The organism is Dyadobacter chenwenxiniae, assembly GCF_022869785.1.
GTDB classification, from domain to species: Bacteria; Bacteroidota; Bacteroidia; order Cytophagales; family Spirosomataceae; genus Dyadobacter; species Dyadobacter chenwenxiniae.
Genome location: NZ_CP094997.1, coordinates 1,780,004 through 1,799,303 on the forward strand (window position 1 = coordinate 1,780,004; position 19,300 = coordinate 1,799,303).

The 19,300-nt window shown below is 45.5% G+C and carries 18 protein-coding genes; 12 read left to right on the plus strand and 6 right to left on the minus strand.

Going from position 1 to position 19,300, the window contains the following annotated elements:
* Positions 1–254 precede the first annotated feature (254 nt).
* The gene (locus tag MUK70_RS07375; protein WP_234656071.1) at positions 255–1,577 is read left to right on the plus strand and encodes a putative porin; all 1,323 of its coding nucleotides are present in this window, start codon (positions 255–257) and stop codon (positions 1,575–1,577) included.
* Here MUK70_RS07375 and MUK70_RS07380 read toward each other — a convergent pair.
* The gene (locus tag MUK70_RS07380) at positions 1,574–2,032 is read right to left on the minus strand and encodes an SRPBCC family protein (protein WP_234656070.1); all 459 of its coding nucleotides are present in this window, start codon (positions 2,030–2,032) and stop codon (positions 1,574–1,576) included. The genes MUK70_RS07375 and MUK70_RS07380 overlap by 4 nt on opposite strands.
* A gap of 111 nt (positions 2,033–2,143) precedes the next feature.
* On the opposite strand from MUK70_RS07380, the gene MUK70_RS07385 reads away from it, so the two are divergent.
* Entirely contained in the window at positions 2,144–2,590 is a 447-nt protein-coding gene (locus MUK70_RS07385) for an SRPBCC domain-containing protein (RefSeq protein WP_234656069.1), read from the plus strand.
* A gap of 55 nt (positions 2,591–2,645) precedes the next feature.
* On the opposite strand, the gene MUK70_RS07390 is transcribed toward MUK70_RS07385, so the two are convergent.
* Complete coding sequence (locus MUK70_RS07390) at positions 2,646–4,763, minus strand: Tex family protein (RefSeq protein WP_234656068.1); 2,118 nt, start codon at positions 4,761–4,763, stop codon at positions 2,646–2,648.
* 110 nt (positions 4,764–4,873) lie between these two features.
* On the opposite strand from MUK70_RS07390, the gene MUK70_RS07395 reads away from it, so the two are divergent.
* The 3 genes from MUK70_RS07395 (at position 4,874) to MUK70_RS07405 (ending at position 7,175) form a co-directional block, all read left to right on the plus strand.
* The gene (locus MUK70_RS07395; RefSeq protein WP_234656067.1) at positions 4,874–5,704 is read left to right on the plus strand and encodes a ThuA domain-containing protein; all 831 of its coding nucleotides are present in this window, start codon (positions 4,874–4,876) and stop codon (positions 5,702–5,704) included.
* A gap of 25 nt (positions 5,705–5,729) precedes the next feature.
* Positions 5,730–6,632: a helix-turn-helix transcriptional regulator gene (locus MUK70_RS07400; RefSeq protein ID WP_234656066.1), complete on the plus strand. Its 903-nt coding sequence runs from the start codon at positions 5,730–5,732 to the stop codon at positions 6,630–6,632.
* A gap of 87 nt (positions 6,633–6,719) precedes the next feature.
* A complete protein-coding gene (locus MUK70_RS07405; RefSeq protein ID WP_234656065.1) occupies positions 6,720–7,175 on the plus strand; it encodes an SRPBCC domain-containing protein in 456 nt (151 codons plus the stop codon).
* A 2-nt stretch (positions 7,176–7,177) separates the two neighbouring features.
* Here MUK70_RS07405 and MUK70_RS07410 read toward each other — a convergent pair whose 3' ends face one another.
* Both MUK70_RS07410 and MUK70_RS07415 read right to left on the minus strand, forming a co-directional pair.
* Entirely contained in the window at positions 7,178–7,441 is a 264-nt protein-coding gene (locus tag MUK70_RS07410) for a hypothetical protein (protein ID WP_234604976.1), read from the minus strand.
* A gap of 57 nt (positions 7,442–7,498) precedes the next feature.
* Complete coding sequence (locus tag MUK70_RS07415; protein WP_234656064.1) at positions 7,499–8,722, minus strand: RsmB/NOP family class I SAM-dependent RNA methyltransferase; 1,224 nt, start codon at positions 8,720–8,722, stop codon at positions 7,499–7,501.
* Between the two features lie 99 nt (positions 8,723–8,821).
* Here MUK70_RS07415 and MUK70_RS07420 point away from each other — a divergent pair, with 99 nt between their 5' ends.
* Both MUK70_RS07420 and MUK70_RS07425 read left to right on the plus strand, forming a co-directional pair.
* Positions 8,822–10,060, plus strand: a complete 1,239-nt coding sequence (locus MUK70_RS07420) for a cation:proton antiporter (protein WP_234656063.1) — start codon at positions 8,822–8,824, stop codon at positions 10,058–10,060.
* Positions 10,061–10,092: 32 nt separating this feature from the next.
* On the plus strand, positions 10,093–10,557 hold the full coding sequence (locus MUK70_RS07425; protein ID WP_234656062.1) for an SRPBCC family protein: 465 nt from the start codon (positions 10,093–10,095) through the stop codon (positions 10,555–10,557).
* On the opposite strand, the gene MUK70_RS07430 is transcribed toward MUK70_RS07425, so the two are convergent.
* Positions 10,554–11,780 (minus strand): GAF domain-containing sensor histidine kinase, encoded by a 1,227-nt coding sequence (locus MUK70_RS07430; protein ID WP_234656061.1) that lies wholly within the window; start codon positions 11,778–11,780, stop codon positions 10,554–10,556. The two genes, MUK70_RS07425 and MUK70_RS07430, sit on opposite strands and share 4 nt — an antisense overlap.
* A gap of 487 nt (positions 11,781–12,267) precedes the next feature.
* On the opposite strand from MUK70_RS07430, the gene MUK70_RS07435 reads away from it, so the two are divergent.
* From MUK70_RS07435 to MUK70_RS07455, 5 genes are all read left to right on the plus strand, one after another.
* Entirely contained in the window at positions 12,268–12,705 is a 438-nt protein-coding gene (locus tag MUK70_RS07435; protein WP_234604986.1) for a DUF2147 domain-containing protein, read from the plus strand.
* 113 nt (positions 12,706–12,818) lie between these two features.
* Positions 12,819–13,832 carry an LLM class flavin-dependent oxidoreductase gene (locus tag MUK70_RS07440; protein ID WP_234604988.1) on the plus strand — a complete coding sequence of 338 codons (1,014 nt, stop codon included), beginning with the start codon at positions 12,819–12,821 and terminating at the stop codon, positions 13,830–13,832.
* Between the two features lie 36 nt (positions 13,833–13,868).
* Positions 13,869–14,831 (plus strand): helix-turn-helix transcriptional regulator, encoded by a 963-nt coding sequence (locus MUK70_RS07445; RefSeq protein ID WP_234656060.1) that lies wholly within the window; start codon positions 13,869–13,871, stop codon positions 14,829–14,831.
* Positions 14,832–14,835: 4 nt separating this feature from the next.
* The gene (locus MUK70_RS07450; protein ID WP_234656059.1) at positions 14,836–15,366 is read left to right on the plus strand and encodes an NADPH-dependent FMN reductase; all 531 of its coding nucleotides are present in this window, start codon (positions 14,836–14,838) and stop codon (positions 15,364–15,366) included.
* 138 nt (positions 15,367–15,504) lie between these two features.
* A complete protein-coding gene (locus tag MUK70_RS07455; RefSeq protein WP_234656058.1) occupies positions 15,505–16,791 on the plus strand; it encodes an O-acetylhomoserine aminocarboxypropyltransferase/cysteine synthase family protein in 1,287 nt (428 codons plus the stop codon).
* Positions 16,792–16,946: 155 nt separating this feature from the next.
* On the opposite strand, the gene MUK70_RS07460 is transcribed toward MUK70_RS07455, so the two are convergent.
* Positions 16,947–19,091, minus strand: coding sequence for a S9 family peptidase (locus MUK70_RS07460; RefSeq protein ID WP_234656057.1), 2,145 nt, complete (start codon positions 19,089–19,091; stop codon positions 16,947–16,949).
* Positions 19,092–19,300 lie beyond the last annotated feature (209 nt).

Genomic DNA, 19,300 nt, shown 5'->3' on the forward strand with positions numbered 1-19,300 from the left:
ACTCTTTCGATACATTAAAAACTTTCCTTTATTTCGGATAGTATTTTACTTTTAAGGTGATAAGGGTTCCGGATACATTATTTGAAATATACAAATGCAATTCGACATCATTTGCCCATTTAAAACATTGAGATTAGCCACCGGACTCCTCGCATATTCACTCGTTTTAAGAATAAAGTTGTGGCCAGCGGGCAGCATTATTGGCGGAAAATAAAGTTCTTTGTAGCCCATTTGCTGACACCAACTTCGTTCCAATGAAATCCCGCATTACCGGTTTGCTATTCTTTTTTACCCTGTTAAGTAACCCGAAAGCTTTCTCGCAACGCTTCCTGATGGACTTGGTGGATACGACCAACCAGATGGGTAGAGGGATGCTTTCCATTTATGAACGCTACAATCGCGTCCGGATCAGTGGTTATATTCAACCTCAATTTCAATTCATTTCAAAGAAAGGGGCAGAAACGTATGGGGGTGGCAACTTTTCTGCGCAGGCTAGTAATCGTTTTATGCTTCGACGCGGGCGTTTGCGCGTGGATTACGCGCACTTAAATGAGCACAATGATCCGACGTCCTATTTTGTATTCCAGTTTGACGGGACGGAGCGCGGCGTAGCGATCCGCGATTTTTGGGGGCGGTTTTACGAAAACAAGTTTAAAATTTTCGCGCTAACTACGGGAATGTTTGCACGGCCGTTTGGCTATGAAATAAACCTTTCTTCATCCAACCGCGAAGCACCGGAACGGGGAAGAATGTCGCAAATATTAATGCGGACCGAACGGGACATTGGCGTCATGCTCACCGTTACGAGCCGCCACTCCATCGAATGGTGGCAAAAGCTAAAATTGGACGTTGGCGTCTTTAACGGGCAGGGCATGTCCGGCCCGACGGATTACGATAGCCATAAGGATATAATTGGCCGGTTCAGCCTGAAACCTTTTAAAAACAATGCCTTGGGAGGCGCTACGATTTCAGCAGCGGTCTCGGGCTACGCGGGCGGGATTACAAGTCAGTCCCCGGTTTTGTATCGTACTAAGGCAAATGTGGGGGAATATGCAATGGTTCGTGACTCGTCGGCCTCCAATTACCTGAAAGTTGCCCCCAGGAACTACGCCGGGGCCGATTTTCAAATTTCTTTTCCTAACAAAAAAGGTGAAACGGAATTCAGACTGGAATACATTCGCGGTGACCAGACCGCAACATTTGCAAGCAGTGAGACTCCCGGCGTGTATCCTGTAACGAACGGGACAAAAGACCCGCTTTACGTTCGCAATTTTGATGGTGCTTACTTCTATTTCTTACAGCATTTGGGGAGCCTGGAACATCAGTTTGTCCTTAAATATGACTGGTATGACCCCAACAAGCGTGTTTCAGGAATGGATATATCCGAAGCACGAGGATTCAATAAGGCCGACTTGCGGTACGACACCATCGGAATGGGTTATGTATATGTAGCGAACGAATCGCTCAAATTCACATTTTACTATGAATTTGTCAGAAATGAGAAATCGGCTTTAAAAGGCTTCGAAGCAGATGCGCCGGACGACATCTTCACATGCCGGGTTCAGTATAACTTTTAAAGAGTTCCAAACCGTTCCGTGAGGATTTTCCTTCGATATTTGAAAATCTGGGTTACTTCACTCCTCACAAACAGCACATTAACCCAGTCGCCCAGGAAACCAAAAGGCACTTTGTAATTGAGGATATCCTCCATCAAAACGCCACCCGGAATTTCCGTAAAGCGGTGCTGGTGATGCCAGAATGCGTATGGCCCAAAGCGCTGCTCGTCTACAAAGTATTGTTTATCAGCTACATGCGTAATTTCCGTACACCATTTGAGCGGAATTCCCAAAACCGGCTTGACAATGTAACGGATGATCTGGCCTGCGTACATCTTCTGGCCATGATGCACAGATGTGACAACAAAGCCCATTTTTGCAGGTGTAATTTCCTTTAAATTCCCGGGATTTGAAAAAAAAGACCATGCTTCGTCCAGCGAAATGGGCAGACTTTGCGTAAAATATAATTCTTGCACTGGAATTGAGTTATGTTAGACCTATATACGCTAAAAGACGCGTACCAGACCAAATTGCAGATTCTTGGCATGATTTTCTCTGTGTTTTGGCATGATCTAACTCCAAAAAACATGAACAGAAAACTGATTGCCACTACATCCACATCCATCTATTCAAGTCCTTCGTCTGTATGGAAAGCGTTGATAGATCCGGAAATCGTAAAACAATATATGTACGGCGCAGAAGTATACTCTGACTGGCAGGTAGGCAGCCCGATCGTTTACAAAGGCGTCTGGGACGGCCAGCCATACGAGGACAAAGGGACAATACTGGAAATCATTCCGGAACGGGTCCTCAGCTACACATACTGGAGCCCGCTTTCAGGCACCGACGATTTTGAAGATAATTATGCACACGTTACTTACCACATCTCAGCATATGACGATGAGACAACGCTCATCATAACTCAGGACAATCTGGAAACGGATGAAGCGGTGGTTGCTGCGGAAGCCAACTGGATGAAAGTGGTCGGAGATATCAAACGCATTCTCGAAGGCGACAAAAAACACGTCCTTTAAAGGGTTAGCAAAAAGCCAATCCGGTCTTGGGATACGCCGGATTGGCTTAGCATTTCTATAACTTCATGCTCAGTGCGATGCGCTTTCTTGCTAAATCGACCTCAGTGACTTTTACACTTACGATCTGTTGAAGCTTCACGACTTCGTTAGGATCTTTGATAAACTTATCGGCCATCTGCGAGACGTGCACCAAACCATCCTGCTTCACGCCGACGTCCACAAATGCACCGAATGCGGTAATGTTGGTTACAATTCCCGGTAACACCATTCCGACCTTCAAGTCTTCCGGCTTTCTGACCGAGCTGTCAAACTCAAATTTCTTCATTCCCTCGCGCGGATCGCGCGACGGCTTTTCAAGTTCAAGGAGGATGTCTTTCAATGTTGGAAGTCCCACTGATTCCGAAACGTACTTTTCCGGCTTGATCTGTTTCCGCAGCTCGGGTTTCTGCATCAGATCCTTGATGTCTGCACCCACATCCTTCGCCATTTGTCCGACAACATCGTAACGTTCAGGATGTACAGCGCTATTATCCAGTGGATTGACTCCATTTTCAATCCTTAAAAATCCTGCTGCCTGCTCAAATGCCTTCGATCCGAGCCGAGGCACTTTCAATAATTGCTGTCGCGATTTAAAGTCGCCGTTTTTGGCCCGAAAATCCACGATATTCTGCGCCAGAGCCGTTCCCAGGCCCGATACATAGCGCAAAAGATGCTTGCTAGCCGTGTTGAGATTTACGCCTACGGAATTTACGCAGCTTTCCACGACTGTATCCAAAGCATTTCGCAATGAATTCTGGTCCACATCGTGCTGATACTGACCTACCCCAATGGATTTCGGATCAATTTTTACTAACTCTGCCAATGGATCCATTAACCGGCGTCCGATTGAAACAGAGCCACGAACAGTTACATCCTTCTCAGGAAATTCTTCGCGGGCCACATCCGAAGCGGAATAAATCGAAGCACCCTGCTCGCTGACCATGAACAAACCGACCTCTTCTGACTTGCCGGCGTTAGTCAGAAGCTTCCGCACGAAATCCTCCGTTTCCCTTCCCGCCGTGCCGTTACCAACCGCAATCGCTTCTATCTTCCATTTTTGGATCAGATCGGAAAGTTTGGCATTTGCCTCGGCAGGTTTATCAAAAGGATAGATCACCTGATCCGCAACCAGGTTACCCTGACTATCCAATACAACCACCTTGCAGCCAGTCCGGTAACCAGGATCGATCGCCAGCACGCTTTTTTGTCCCAGCGGCGACGCCAGTAACAACTGCCGCAAGTTTTCAGTAAACACCTGAATAGCAGCAATATCTGCCTTTTCTTTCGAAAGGTTAGCAAATTCTGTTTCGATGGAAGGTTTCAAGAGCCGCTTGTAACTGTCTGAAATGGCGAGCTCCATTTGCTGTAACACAGCAGGCGGCCCTTTGCGAAAAAGCCTGTCCAGCGCCTCAATGGCCTGATCCTCATCCGGTGAAATCGTTACATTCAAAATCCCTTCCTCTTCCCCGCGCCGGATTGCCAGCAGCCTGTGTGAAGGAATGCGCGACAATGGTTCTGAAAATTCAAAATAGTCGCGGTATTTAACGCCCTCCTCCTCTTTTTTCTTCTTGACCTTTGAACTAATGACTGCGCTGCGCTGGAAAAGATTGCGAATGCGCGTCCGTGAATCCTGATTTTCGTTGATCCATTCCGCTATAATGTCCCTGGCCCCCTGCAATGCGTCTTCCACTGATGCAACCTGATCATTCAAAAACGAGGCAGCCTTTTTTTCAGGATCCGATTCCTTGCCTGTAAAAATCAGCTGAGCAAGCGGTTCCAGTCCGCGCTCTATGGCGATGCCTGCACGGGTTTTTCGCTTTTGTTTGTATGGCAGGTAAATGTCTTCCAGTTCAACTGTCGTAAATGCATTTTCCAGCTGTTTACGCAGCTCAGGCGTAAGTTTACCCTGCTCTTCAATGTTTTTCAAAATGGCTTCCCGGCGTTTTTCAACTTCCAGTTGCTTCTGCCAGGCATCTTTTATCGCCCCGATCTGCACTTCATCCAATCCGCCTGTGGCTTCCTTCCGGTAACGCGATATAAACGGCAGCGTGGCCCCTTCTTCAAAAAGTTGGATCGTACTTCTAACCTGTTTTTCAGAAATCGACGTCTGATGGGCAATGTAAGGGAAATTCATTTGTATAAAATTGGGTAATCATTAGATGAACTGACTAAAATTCATTCCGCAAATAAAGCAGATATTCGTAGATTTAATGCCGTTAACTTTCCTACCCTATGCCCGTTTTCATGAAAATCCTGAGCCAAAAGACAATTGGCTTGCTCCTGCTGATCACAACATTATTGCCTCTTGCCGGGCACGCCCAATCTCAGTTCAAAGTCATCGCATTCTTCACCGGGAAAAACGATTTGGCGCATATCAGTTTTGTTGGAGAAGCCAATAAGCGCTTTCCCGAAATGGCTAAAAATAACAACTTCACTTACGACACCACCAGTAACTGGAACAATCTGAACGCAAATTTTCTAGCTGATTATCAAGTTGTTCTGTTTCTGGACACCAGACCCGAAACACCAGAGCAGCGTGAGGCATTTCAAAAATACATGGAGAACGGCGGTGGCTGGCTGGGTTTCCACTTCGCAGCATTTGCACTGACGCCATCGGCTTATCCGCAAAATTGGGATTGGTATCACAATGCATTTCTGGGCTCGGGCCAGTATAAAAGCAATACCTGGCGTCCAACATCGGCTATTCTGAAGGTTGAAGATTCTAAAAGTCCTGTAACCAGAGGATTATCAAAAACATTCAAAGCATCGCCTAATGAATGGTATCGCTGGGAAAAGGACCTTAAAGCGAATCCTGACATTCGAGTCCTGTTATCCATCGATCAGGCAAGCTTTCCGCTGGGAACGGGCCCGAAACAGCACGAAATCTGGCACAGTGGTTATTATCCTGTCGTTTGGACCAATAAAAAATACAAAATGGTGTATATGAATATGGGTCACAACGACATTGATTATGAGAACAAAACAAACAAGGAACTTTCCTTCACATTCGACAATCCCACGCAGAATGAGTTGATTTTGAACACAATGCTCTGGCTGGGCAAAGCAAAAAAATAATAATAAGCGTCCAAAACTTCATCAAATGGAAGAAATACAAACCAGAGAATTTGAAAAAGGCAGCATGACTGGTGTCGTCTGGCAATGTGATGGCATCCGGATTGGCCACGCCGTTTCCAAATTTACCGAACTTAGCAGCTTCTCATCCAGTAGTAAAACGGATGTTGTTCGCATGCATTTCGGAATGCGGGGCAATTACAGCTTTGATTATAAGCAGCTTAATAAAACTTTTGACCTCATTGGCGGACATCATAATATGATGTATTCCCATGATTTTGATATGGTGGTCAACAACAAAACGCTGGAATTGGAAACATTTGGCATTCAGTTCCCCAAAGACCTCTTCATCCGCTTCACAGCGCATTCGAGCGAATCTCTCAGCAGATTTTGTGAAAACATCGGGGAAGGGAGAAGCGCTATTCTTTCTGATAAATGGGGCACCATTGATTCCCCGATCCAACAGGTCATCCAGCAGATCATTCATTGCAAATATGCCGATGATCTCAAAAAGCTGTTTTTATTATCCAAAAGCATTGAGTTGCTTGTCCTTTGCGCGGATGCGGTGAGTGCTTCTAAAACCAAAAAAGAGATTTTTATAAAAAATTCCACAGATAAGGAAAAAATCATCGCCGTAAGGGACCTGATTAACGATCGCGTACATTGTCCGCCAAACTTGTCCGAAATCGCCCAATATGTGGGATTGAATGAATACAAGCTCAAACGTGGCTTCAAAGAGACATTTAATAACACCGTCTTTGGCTACCTCACCGACCAGCGCTTGAACCTGGCGCGACAATATTTACTGGACACGCAGAAAACCGCCGCTGAAATTGCTTCTCAGCTGGGATATGCGACGCCGCAACATTTTAATAATGCATTCAAGAAGAAATTTGGGATCACACCTTATTTGGTTAGAAATAATCCGTGAAGCGCAATAGTGATGAGGTCAAAAGCCGCTAAAATTGCAGAAACTTAATGCTTTTTGCTAACCACCAACATTAACAGAAAATCACAAATGGCTGAACAACTCATTGTCAAAAATAGCATTACAATCAATGCTCCTGCTTCCGCAGTATGGGACGCATTAATCAATCCTGAAAAAACAAAAAAATACATGTTTGGTTGCGAAACAGTTTCCGACTGGAAAGTGGGTAGCGAATTGTTGTGGCGAGGTCAATATGAAGGAAACGAGATCGTGTATGTAAAGGGCAAAATTGTCGAAATCCAGCCGGAAAAATTACTGATTTACACAACCATTGATCCCAATTCCAGCATTGAGGATGTGCCCGAAAATTATGTCGATGTGACATATGAACTCGTATCTCAGCAAGGTAAGACGGTTCTAAATGTTTCGCAAGGCGATTTCAGCACGGTTGCAAATGGAGAAAGCCGTTACCAGGATTCCTACAACAATGGGGATGGCTGGAACCCCATCCTTGTAGAAATTAAAAAACTGGTCGAAAACAGCTGATATCAGGGATTTTCCGACTCAATTTCCCCTACTTCCTGTTCGTCAGTTTCTTCGGCGGGCTCGTCTGTTTCCTCATCTGGCTCGTCCGAAGTAAATCTGTTACCTGTACTCACATCGGGAGCATCGGCGCCTGGCACTTCCGGAGTTGTATTCATGGGGCCCATTTGACCCGGTTCCCCATAACTCGGCACCGGTTGCTGCCTTGGCTGTCTATCGCGGGTTTCGTCGTCGAGCGTTTCTTCGCGCTTTTCTGTCTGAGATTTCATATTGTCCAGTTTAATTTTTGCCGGAATTGCAAAAAACCGTGCCTCAGGACCTTAGGCTTATTTCCGCTGCATCAGGGCCATGTAAAACCCGTCGGTGCCATCCTTTGCAGCGGAGGTGCGATGTGCGGAAATAAATTTCCAATCCTTTTTATTGGCTTTCATGAACCGCTTGACCTGATCCTCAGACTCAGACGGAAGCACGCTGCATGTAGCATAAACCATTTTACCGCCTGGTTTGACCATTTGGCTATAATTATTCAAAATCTGCCATTGCACTTTTTTGATTTCATCCAGGAATTGCGGTTTCAGCTTCCATTTTGAGTCGGGATTTCTTCTTAACACACCCAAACCTGAGCACGGCACATCAAGTAGCAAACGATCTGCTGTTCCTGCGAGTGTTTCAATGAGCTTTTCAGACGAAATGAGCATGGTTTCCAGGTTTTTCACGCCGTTGCGGGCAGCGCGCTTTTCCAGTTCAAGCAATTTGTGGTGCTCAATGTCCATAGCCAGGATTGAACCCTCATTATTGAGCAGCGCCGCGATGTGCAATGTTTTTCCGCCAGCACCAGCACAGGCGTCAATTACACTATGTCCGGGTTGAATGTCCAGATATGGTGCAATCAGCTGGGAACCAGCATCCTGAACTTCGAAAAATCCTTGTTTGAATGCTTCCTGGTTCAGCACATTCTGGCGTTTTTTTAAAACCAGCGCATTGGGAATGTTAGCGATTTCCGCAGCGCCGTCTTCCCCAAACCCTTCCTTAACCGTTTGAACATCACTTTTTAATGTATTTACGCGAATAACAACGGGAGCCTGCTGATTTAATGCAGCAATTTCTGCATCCCAGGCTTCACCCAGTTCCTCTGCTCCGATTGAGTCAATCCAATCCGGGATAGACTGGGCAACTTTGCGAACGCTAAGGCCTTCCTGATATCTGGATAAGATATTTACTGCATCCATGTCCTCAAACTCGGGCCATTCTGGTAAATTTCCGTCATCCTCTGTTTTCAATTGAACCGGTTTGATGATCTGCCATGTGCCCACAATTTTCCAAAATTCTTCCGGCTCAGATACTCTTTCAATGTCTGCCGAAAATTTGATCAGGCGCCACCAGCGCACGATCTCATACGTGTTGCCCGCAATAAATGCGCGATCACGTGCACCCCACTTTTTATTGGTTTTCAAAAGTTGTTCAACAACCCTGTCGGCTTGACGGTTCTTTACGAAAATATGCTGCAATGCTTCAACCGTTGCCGCAACAAGTCCTTTATAAAGTTTCAAAATATCTTATTTAAACAAATGATGCAGTAAAAATGGCGATGTCTGACGTACAAAACAATATTTCCAAAACGAAGGCATGGTTTTTAAGCCGGGTAATATATGGACAGCTACATGATTACCCTCACCATTATCGGAATAGCGACGCTCGGGATGGCCTGGATGCCTTCGTTCACGAAGACGACAGGCATTTCTGACTCGGTCGTTTATGTTGTCCTTGGTGTAATCGTCTATGGGCTTCTGGACATTCTCCCGAATCCTAATCCGCTTACATTCAATGTTCAGACCATTCATTTAACGGAATTGGTCGTCGTCGTTTCCCTGATGGGGACGGGTCTGAAAATTGATAAACCATTTTCCTTCAAAGCCTGGTCAGTCCCATTTCGCATGCTTACGATCACAATGGTGCTATGCATTGCGGCAGTGAGCATGATTGCATATTACTTCCTGCATTTTGACCTGGCTTCCGCCCTTTTGCTGGGTGCTGTGCTGGCGCCAACGGACCCGGTTTTAGCCGCTGATGTGCAGGTGGGGCCTCCAATGGAACAGGTCAAAGACGAAGTGCGCTTCTCGCTCACCGCAGAGGCCGGCATGAACGACGGTATGGCGTTCCCCTTCACCTGGCTGGCCATTTTGCTGGCAGGCTCCGCAACAGGCGAATTTGGTGAGATTTTGGGAGACTGGTTTCAGATTGATCTGGCTTATAAAATCGTCGTGGGAATAGCATTAGGCATTCTCTTAGGCCGGGTTCTGGCATATGTTATTTTCAACTTTTCTGAAAAGCGAAAATCAATCAGTCTGAATGATGGCTTCATTGCCGTGGCAGCGGCACTGGCGATATTTGGTCTTGTGGAATTGATTGGCGGATATGGATTTGTGGCTGTCTTCGTGGCAGCCGTCACCATGCGCAATTACGAGTTCAACCATCAGTTTCATAAGGATCTGCATAGCTTTTCTGACCAGACAGAGCGTATTCTCGTCGCCATTGTGCTGCTTATTTTCGGTGGCAGTCTTGTGCATGGTATTTTGGATCATTTGACCTGGCCATATGCGCTGCTATCCTTGTTTTTTCTGCTGATAATCCGGCCTGTTTCGTCTTTGATAGCATTGATTGGCACGAAACTGCATTTTAAGGAAAGAATGGGCATAGGTTTTTACGGGATCCGCGGTGTGGGTTCCTTCTATTATCTGGCTTTTGCATTGAATAAAGAAACTTTTCTGATGGGTAAAGAACTCTGGTCCACCGTTTCATTCATTGTATTATTATCCGTCGCTATACACGGGCTCACGGCAACACACGTCATGACAAGCCTTGAAAAGAAGTTTTCCAGATCGGTTTGACGTCCATTCATACTATCTTAAATAAAACAAATATGGAAACCCAAAGCACCATCATCTGCCCGCCGGAACTTACATCCCGTCCACTTGGCCTTAAAGTGGAAAAACTGATTGCATTACCCGTTTCAAAGGTTTTTAAAGCCTGGACCAGTCAGATCGATCTCTGGTTTGCTTCTCCCGGTTCCTTTTTGGGTAAGGCCGAAAACAATACGCCGTTCTATTTTGAAACTTCTTACCAAGGTGTCAGACACCCGCATTACGGCCGTTTCTTGACGGTTCGGGAGAATGAAAAGATCGAGCTTACCTGGGTTACAGGTGAAGGTGGAACGGAGGGCGCAGAAACTGTTTTGACAGTAAACTTGTCCGGAGTCGACAATGGCACATTTTTAAGCCTTACCCATGCCGGATTTGCCAGTGAATCTTCCAGGAACAATCATCAGGAAGCCTGGCCGGTTGTCCTTGCCCAGCTTGAAGAACGTATGTCCAGACCCGCTGACTAATAAATATTTTGAGGAAGGTTAACCTCGAATGTCGTTCCCTTTCCAACATCGGAGGAAATGGACATTTCGCCTCCCAGGCTTTCAACCAGATGCCGAACGAGCGCTAAACCGAAACCAAAACCCTGTTCGCCGCCAGTTCCACCAGTGGATGACGCATTGCCGGACATAACCGCTTCAATACTTTCCGCATTCAAACCTACACCGGTGTCGGAAACGGCGATTTGAAGCGTGGGCACTTCCAATGTAATGGCCAGTTTTAAATCAACGGTCACCGTGCCGCCCGCGGGTGTGAACTTGATTGCGTTTGAAATCAGGTTTCCGGTTATCTGAAGCAGTTTGTTTTTTGAGAAAGCAACATTTTCTGTCAAAGCACTCGTGTTGACTATGAAATTGACGTGCTTATGCTTGGCTTGGGGTTCGTACAGTCTAAGCAACTTATCCTTAAACATGGTCAGATTAAAGCGGCTGTTGTCCGTTACAACGTTTGCTGCATTCAGCGACTTCTTTTCTTTGTGCGATTCCAGGATTTCCTCTGCGAGATCCAGTATCGAATTCCCGCTTTTATGGATCAGGTTGATAAATTCCAGGACTTCGTCCATTTGATTATCATCTCCCTGATCCTTGATAATCTGAGCTAATCCTACAATCCCTCCCAATGGCCCGCGAATATCATGTGCCACTTTCTTTTGCGTTTGCTTGGCCTCATTCAACTTGGAACGAAGGTTTTCAAGGACTTTATGGGTTTTTAAGCGGCCGACGATCTCATCCGCGATGATCTTGATCAGCTCGATTTTTTCCGGGTCCAGCGTTTTTTGTTCCTTGTCCAGCACGCACAATGCACCAATTTGGAGCCCATTGCTTGTTTTCAACGGGACGCCATAATAATAACGCACATTGGGATTACCAGTCACGTAATCCTTATCCTTGAAGCGGTTATCAGCAGACAGGTCCAACACCTCAAAATGCTCTGCTTCCATGATGGTATACTGGCAAACCGAGTCCTCCCGCAGCATCTGATCTAAGTCAAGTCCGTAGTTGGAAATGGTCCATTGCGTCAGCGAATCGATGAGATTAACCAAAGATATTGATGTGCCGGTGACCTTGGCGGCCAGTTTTGCTAAATCTTTGAATGTTTCGTGGAGGTCAGCGTAATCAAGATCGAAATCGGCGAGGCTCAGTAACCTTTCCATTTCGTTTTCAGGGATCGGAGGCAAATTTTTCAATTTATAAAAATAGGATGCTGGTTTATTGCTTCGAATATACTTACAAAAAGTAAAATGTATCAAATCAATTCTAAGCAAAATCATACGCTTTATCTGAGCATGACTTTTGTATGCAAACTGTTGAAATACATAATGCCGACGAAGCCAGTCTGTAAAAAAGAGCAGGGCATGGAGCAGATTCAAGCGTTATCAGTCTTGGAATAATTCAGTTCAAATATCACACAAGTGTTGTATATTGTGCCGGGTTTGCGCCTCCGCTAATGTGACAAAAAACAGCCAGAAAATTTCGCGAATGAATCTAACGGTGTTAGAAGTGCAATCTAACATTGATAGATTAATAATCATCATTAAAAATAAGCTTTTTAAGTGTCGTATATGCATTTTAACTGTATTGGCTCTTTCGGTGACAAAAATCCCAGCATTTTAGCAGTAGTACATTTTAAAGACATCATTTGTAAGAAATTAAGCTGAGCCATATTTAAATCAGATGTATAAAATTGCTTTTACCATATTTTTGGCATTTATTTTTTGTAACGTTATTGGCCAATCCAGCCCTGGTGATCAGATATTGGGAGAATGGGTGAATGAAGAAAAAGATACGCGGATCGAGGTTTATAAGAACGGCACACAGTATGCCGGAAGGCTGATCTGGGCTCTAAATCTTATGGAAGCCGATGGCCAGACCCTGCGCAAAGACGTTAACAATACCGAGGAAAAACTCCGAAACAGAAGCGTTGCCAATATTGATCTCTTACATGGTTTCATATTCAGTGAGGGAATTTGGGACGATGGGAAAATGTATGATCCCAAAAGCGGAAAAACTTACAACTGTTTGTTAAAATTAAGAAATGACAAGCTTGAAATCCGTGGCTATGTCGGCATTCCGCTGCTTGGCAGAACGACCTACTGGGAACGTGTCTTATAAGCTATTTAAAGCCCTTTTTTGCGCCTAACTATACGTAAGGAAAGCATATTTTATCCCTTCTAAGGGAATACAAAAGGCAAAGCTGGTGTTCTCTTGTAAATAGGAACACGCATATGAAACATATAAAATTAGGCATACTGGACCAGTCTGTTGTAAGACAGGGCGCTACGGTTCAGGAAGCCATTCAGGAGACTATTTCCACAGCAAAGCTTGCCGAAGATCTGGGATATAGCCGTTTCTGGATTTCTGAACATCATAATTCAACATTTATTGCAGGATCCACGCCAGAAGTGCTGATGGTGAAACTGGCTGACGCCACGAACCATATCCGCATCGGATCAGGAGGGATCATGCTGCCCAACCATAGCGCATTAAAAGTGGCCGAGAATTTCAGAATGCTGGAAACACTTTTTCCGGGCCGTATAGATCTGGGAATGGGCCGCGCGCCGGGCACAGACCGCATTACTTCTTCTCTGCTAAATCCTTCCAACGATTTCAGTGAAAGCAGCTATCTTCGTCAGTTAGAGCATTTACAGCATTTTTTCAGAGATACAGCAGGAACAGAGCGTGGTTTTATTTACGCTGCACCGCAGTCGACCACGATCCCCATGCAATGGATCCTGAGTTCCAGCGGCGGCAGCAGCAACATTGCGGCGAGATTTGGAATGGGACTGGCTGTTGCGAAGTTTATCAATGGATTTGTGAAACCGGATGTGATCGAAACCTACCGCAAAAATTTCCGGCCATCCGATCAGTACGCCCAGCCACACGCTTTGCTTTCCGTTTTTGTCCTGTGCGGCGAGACAGAGGAAAAAGCATTGGAAATGCGTAAAATGATGGACTACATTCTGGTAGAATTTGAAAAAGGTAAATTCGGCCCGTTCCCGGACGCCGACACTGTAAGAAAATACCGCTTTACCGAAGGAGAGCTGGAACGCATACGTTATAACAGCGGCAGGATTGTCTCGGGCACCAAAGAAGATGTGAAGGAGCAGCTGACCAGGCTCGCGGACGACTTCGATGTTGACGAAATTATTATTTCCACCATGGCCGACAGCAATGAGAGCAGAGTAAGATCTTTTGAATTAATTTCTGAGGCATTTAATTTGAGAGAACCGGTTCAATAAGTTTATTTTTGTGGCAAATCCATTAGCCAGCCACAAATGAACCGCTTTGACCGCATCACTGCCATATTAATTCAGCTGCAATCGCGCAAGATTGTAAAGGCTCAGGATCTCGCAGAGCGATTTGACATAAGTTTGCGGACCGTATACAGAGATATCAGCTCGTTGGCGGAGGCTGGCGTGCCCATTATCGGGGAGGCTGGTGTGGGCTATTCGATCATGGATGGCTATCGCCTGCCTCCAGTTATGTTTACAAAAGAAGAGGCACGTACTTTCATCACGGCCGAAAAGCTGATGGAAAAATTCACTGACCTCTCCACACAATCACAATATCAGTCTGCAATGTTCAAAATCAAATCGGTTTTGCGGAGCAGTGAGAAATCAATGGTGGAAACGCTTGAAAACCACATTGAAGTAAGACAAAGCTCTAAACCGTTTTATGCAGAAAACAGCAATACGCTGGACATTTTGCTCAAAAGCATTACAGAAAGGAAGATTTCAAAAATCAAGTACAATTCACTCGGTTTTGAAGATCTTACAGAACGCGTCATCGAGCCGGTTGGCATTTATCACGAAAATAATTACTGGTATACCATTGCTTATTGCCATTTGCGCAGCAATTACCGCAATTTCCGCTCCGACCGAATCCTGAAAATCGAGCTGACCGACCAGGATTTCCAGCATAAGCACGCACCATTGAAAGACTTCCTGGCACAAACGTGGGACTCACAGAATTTGCGGCTCGTGCGTATCAGAGTTGGTAAAAAGCAGGCTCAGCATATCCGGAATCAAAAATATTATTATGGTTTTGTTTCTGAAATCGTCACAGACGACGCCATTGAAATGAGCTTTCTGTCAGCCACGCTCGACGGGTTTGCGCATTGGTATCTTATGCTCGCCACGAGCGCCTGCATTTTGGAACCGGAGATTTTGAAAGATAAGGTCAGGAAATTGCTGGTCCAGATCTCAGAAAATTTAGAATTGGAAGAGCAGTTTAAATAGCCGCATGAAAAACATCAACATACTGGGCATCTCCGGCAGTTTGCGGGCCGATTCCACAAATACACTCATCCTGAAAACCCTCGCAGCTTTCCTGCCAGAAAACATAAACTTTCAAATGTTTGAAGGCCTCGATCAAATCCCGCATTTCAGCCCCGGCCTTTCCGAAAATGAAGGAGTCATCAAATTCAGAAAGGCCATTCGGCAAGCCGACGGCGTCATCATCTGCACGCCTGAATATGCATTTGGCGTGCCTGGAACATTGAAGAATGCGTTAGACTGGACAGTTTCAACGGGTGACCTGAACGATAAGCCCGTCTCAGCCATCAGCGCTTCCCCGCTAAACACAGGTGGCGACAAGGCCCTGGCTTCCCTCCTTTTGACACTTACGGCCCTGGGAACGCTCCATACCGAAGAGAGTTCCTTGTCTATCCCAAACATTAAGCTAAAAATCAACGACCTGCAGCAAATCACCGACGAGCCTACCCTTCATGCGTTGAAAGCCCAATGTGACAACCTTTTGAAAATTATCGGCTGAGTACGACGGATAACAAAATCAAGTAGTATATTGGGAAAATGATAGAAATTATGTGTCAAATAAAAGACTATAATTTCTATATACTTAATATTTAATTAATACATTTAGCATCTATCCACCTTAAAAAACGTTCAAAAAATGAAATTTGAAACCCTGCAACTGCACGCCGGACAACAGCCAGACCCAGTAACCAACTCCCGCGCTGTTCCTATCTATCAGACTACTTCTTATGTATTCAACAATGCAGAACACGCTGCTAACTTGTTCGCTTTAAAAGAGTTTGGGAACATCTATTCGAGGATCATGAATCCTACCAATGATGTTTTTGAAAAAAGAGTTGCAGCATTGGAAGGCGGTGTGGCTGCTTTGGCAACTGCATCCGGCCACTCGGCGCAATTCATTGCAATTAATAACATTACGACGGTTGGCGACAACTTTGTAACAACTTCCTTTTTATATGGCGGTTCGTACAACCAGTTTAAAAATTCTTTCAAAAACATCGGTGTTGAAGCGCGTTTCGCTGATGGAGACGATGTGAGCAGTTTCGAAAAACTGATCGACGACAACACCAAGTTCATTTATCTTGAAACGATCGGAAACCCAAGTTACAGCGTTCCTGATTTCGAAGCGTTTGCGGCCCTGGCCAGCAAATACGACTTGCCATTGATCGTCGATAATACATTTGGAGCAGCCGGGGCCATATTTCAGCCTATAAAACATGGCGCGCATGTTGTGGTGCAGTCGGCTACAAAATGGATCGGCGGACATGGGACATCTATCGGCGGCGTCATTGTAGACGCCGGAACTTACAATTGGGGCAATGGTAAATTCAAGCAGTTTACCGAACCTTCGCCTAGTTATCACGGATTGGTTTTGAACGATGTATTCGGCATCGGCGGTCCGTTCGGCAACATTCAGTTTATCATTCGCGCCCGTGTGGAAGGATTACGGGATTGGGGCCCCGCCCTATCGCCTTTCAATGGCTTTTTATTCCTCCAGGGACTGGAAACGCTTTCATTACGCGTAGAAAGAATAGGTGAAAACGCGCTGAAACTGGCACAATGGCTTGAAAGTCAGCCCCAGGTGGAAAGTGTCAACTACATTGGCCTCGAAAGCAGCAAATATCACGCACTCGCGAAAAAGTATCTGACACGCGGTTTCGGCGGAGTGCTTTCGTTCTCGATCAAAGGTGACAAGTCCCAGGCCGAAAAGTTTGTCGACAACCTAAAATTAATCAGCAACCTGGCCAACGTAGGCGACGCAAAAACTTTAATCATCCACCCGGCATCCACCACGCACTCACAGCTGAACGAAACCGAGCAAATCTCTGCCGGTGTACACCCAACGCAGTTAAGGATTTCAGTAGGAATCGAGCATATAGATGATATTATCGCCGATATCGAAGGGGCTTTCGGGGCTCTTTGAGTAGCTTGTCAGCCTGAGCTTTCTTAGCTTGTCAGCCTGAGCGGAGTCGAAGGCGCGTTACCCAGGAGTAGCGCGCCTTCGACTCCGCTCAGGCTGACAAGCTACAAGAGCTTAGGCCAATATGCTGGTTAGCTCCGCTCAGGCTGACAAGCTGGCTACTCCCGAATCCCCTCCAACGCGAACATAAACGCGAACTGCAACGCCACTTCTTTCAAATACTCAAACCTTCCTGACGCGCCGCCGTGGCCGGCTTCCATGTTCGTTTTCAAGAGCAGGACGTTCTTATCCGTTTTGTGCGTTCTTAACCTGGCAACCCACTTGGCGGGTTCGAAATATTGCACCTGGCTATCGTGCAGGCCTGTGGTTACGAGCATATTAGGGTAAGCCTTTTTTTCAACATTATCGTAAGGGGAATATGATTTCATGAATGTGTAAAACTCCTTGTTTTTTGGGTTCCCCCATTCATCAAACTCATTGGTTGTCAATGGTATGCTTTCGTCAAGCATGGTTGTCACCACGTCCACAAACGGAACGTCGGCGATAATGCCGCGCCAAAGATCTGGCCGGAGATTGGAGATGGCACCCATTAGCAAGCCTCCCGCGCTTCCGCCTTCCGCATACAAGTGTGCGGGCGAGGTGAACTTGCCTTTGATGAGATATTCGGCGCAATCGATGAAATCAAAGAATGTGTTTTTCTTTTTGAACAATTTGCCGTCTTCATACCATTGACGACCCATTTCCTGTCCGCCACGAACGTGCGCGATTGCGTAGATGAAGCCTCTGTCGAGCAAGCTTAGCCTTGTGCTGCTGAATGCGGCGTCCATGCTGTTTCCGTAGGAGCCATATGCGTATAATAACAACGGCGTCTTCTCGTTCTTTTCCGTGCCTTTTTTATAAACCAATGAAATCGGGATCTTCACACCGTCGCGCGCCTCGGCGTACAAGCGTTCGGTAACATACTCCTCAGGGTTATAGCCACCAATCACTTCCTGCCGCTTTTTGAGCTCCTTACCTTTGGTTTCCATGTTGTAGTCATACACAGAATTCGGCGTGGTCAAAGAAGTGTAAACATACCGCAGGTTTTTGCTGTCATACTCCGGATTTGAGCTTGCATAAGCTGTGTAAGCAGGCTCTCCAAAATCCACATAATGTTCTGCATTGTTATTCACATTCCTGATGCGCAGTTGCAGAAGACCATTCTTCCGTTCCGTAATCACCAAAAAGTCTTTGAAAACGTCAATTCCTTCGAGTAGGACGTCTTTTCTGGTTGGGATAACCTCTTTCCAATGCTCGACACCTGTGTTATTGAGCGGTGTTTCCATGAGTTTAAAATTGAGCGCATCCTTATTGGTAACAACCAGGAATTTGTCGTTCTGATGGTCAATGTCATACAGCACATTCTTCATTCGCGGCTGGAAAACCTCAAAATCCCCCTCCGGCTTATCCGCATCCAGAATCCTGTATTCCGATGACATGGTCGCAGAGGAAGCGATAATGATGTATTTTTCAGACTTCGTTTTGCCCACGCCAATGTAATTACTCTTATCCTTTTCGGCGTAAACGACCACATCTTTCTTAGGATCGGTCCCTAATGTATGGCGCTTGATCTTTTCGCTTAAAAGGGTTTTCGGGTTCGTTGCTGTGTAGAACAATGTCTTGTTATCATTTCCCCATTCAGATCCCCCGCTCGCCGGGAAGATCGCGTCCTTGATCAGTTCACCGGTTTCCAGGTTTTTCACATAAATCGTATACTGCCGCCTCGACACAGTGTCGACGCCATACGCGAGCAGTTTGTTATCCGGACTTACATTGAAACCAACCGCAGAATAGTAAGGGTGGCCCTCGGCCATTTTGTCCACATCCAAAAGCATTTCCTCCTTCGCATCCAGCGAGCCTTTCTTGCGGCAGTATTTGAAATACTGCTGCCCCTCTTCGCTTCTTGTATAATACCAGTATCCATTGCTGAACACCGGCACCGACTCATCTTTCTCCTTAATCCGGCCTTTCATTTCTGCGAAAAGATCCTCCTCGAATTTCTTCGTGTCAGCCATCATGGTATCGGTGTAAGCATTCTCTGCTTTCAGATAGTCTACCACTTTATTGCTGTCGGGTCCTTTGCTGAAAAAATCAGCCATCCAATAGTACTCATCATTACGCTTGTCGCCATGCATGCCGGTTTCATGGTCTTTCATTTCTGCTACGGGAGGCGTCGCTCCCGGCCATTGATATGCTTCGTTCACGTCTTTATTTTGATTACAGGAAAAAATGATAACAGCTAAAAAAGGTAAAATGATTCGCATGGGACGTCGGTTTTGGAATAAATTCTATATATACTTGGCATTTTAAAAGTATAAAAAGTTTTAAAAGTATAAAGTTAATAGTACTTTTAAAATATATTAAATGTATAGTATGTAAAATCTTAAATTAATGTAAATAAAGTTTATCACTTTCTATCTGGTAAGATTAACTTCACGTGCCTTAAATCTACAAAAAAGCCGCAGTAATCCTT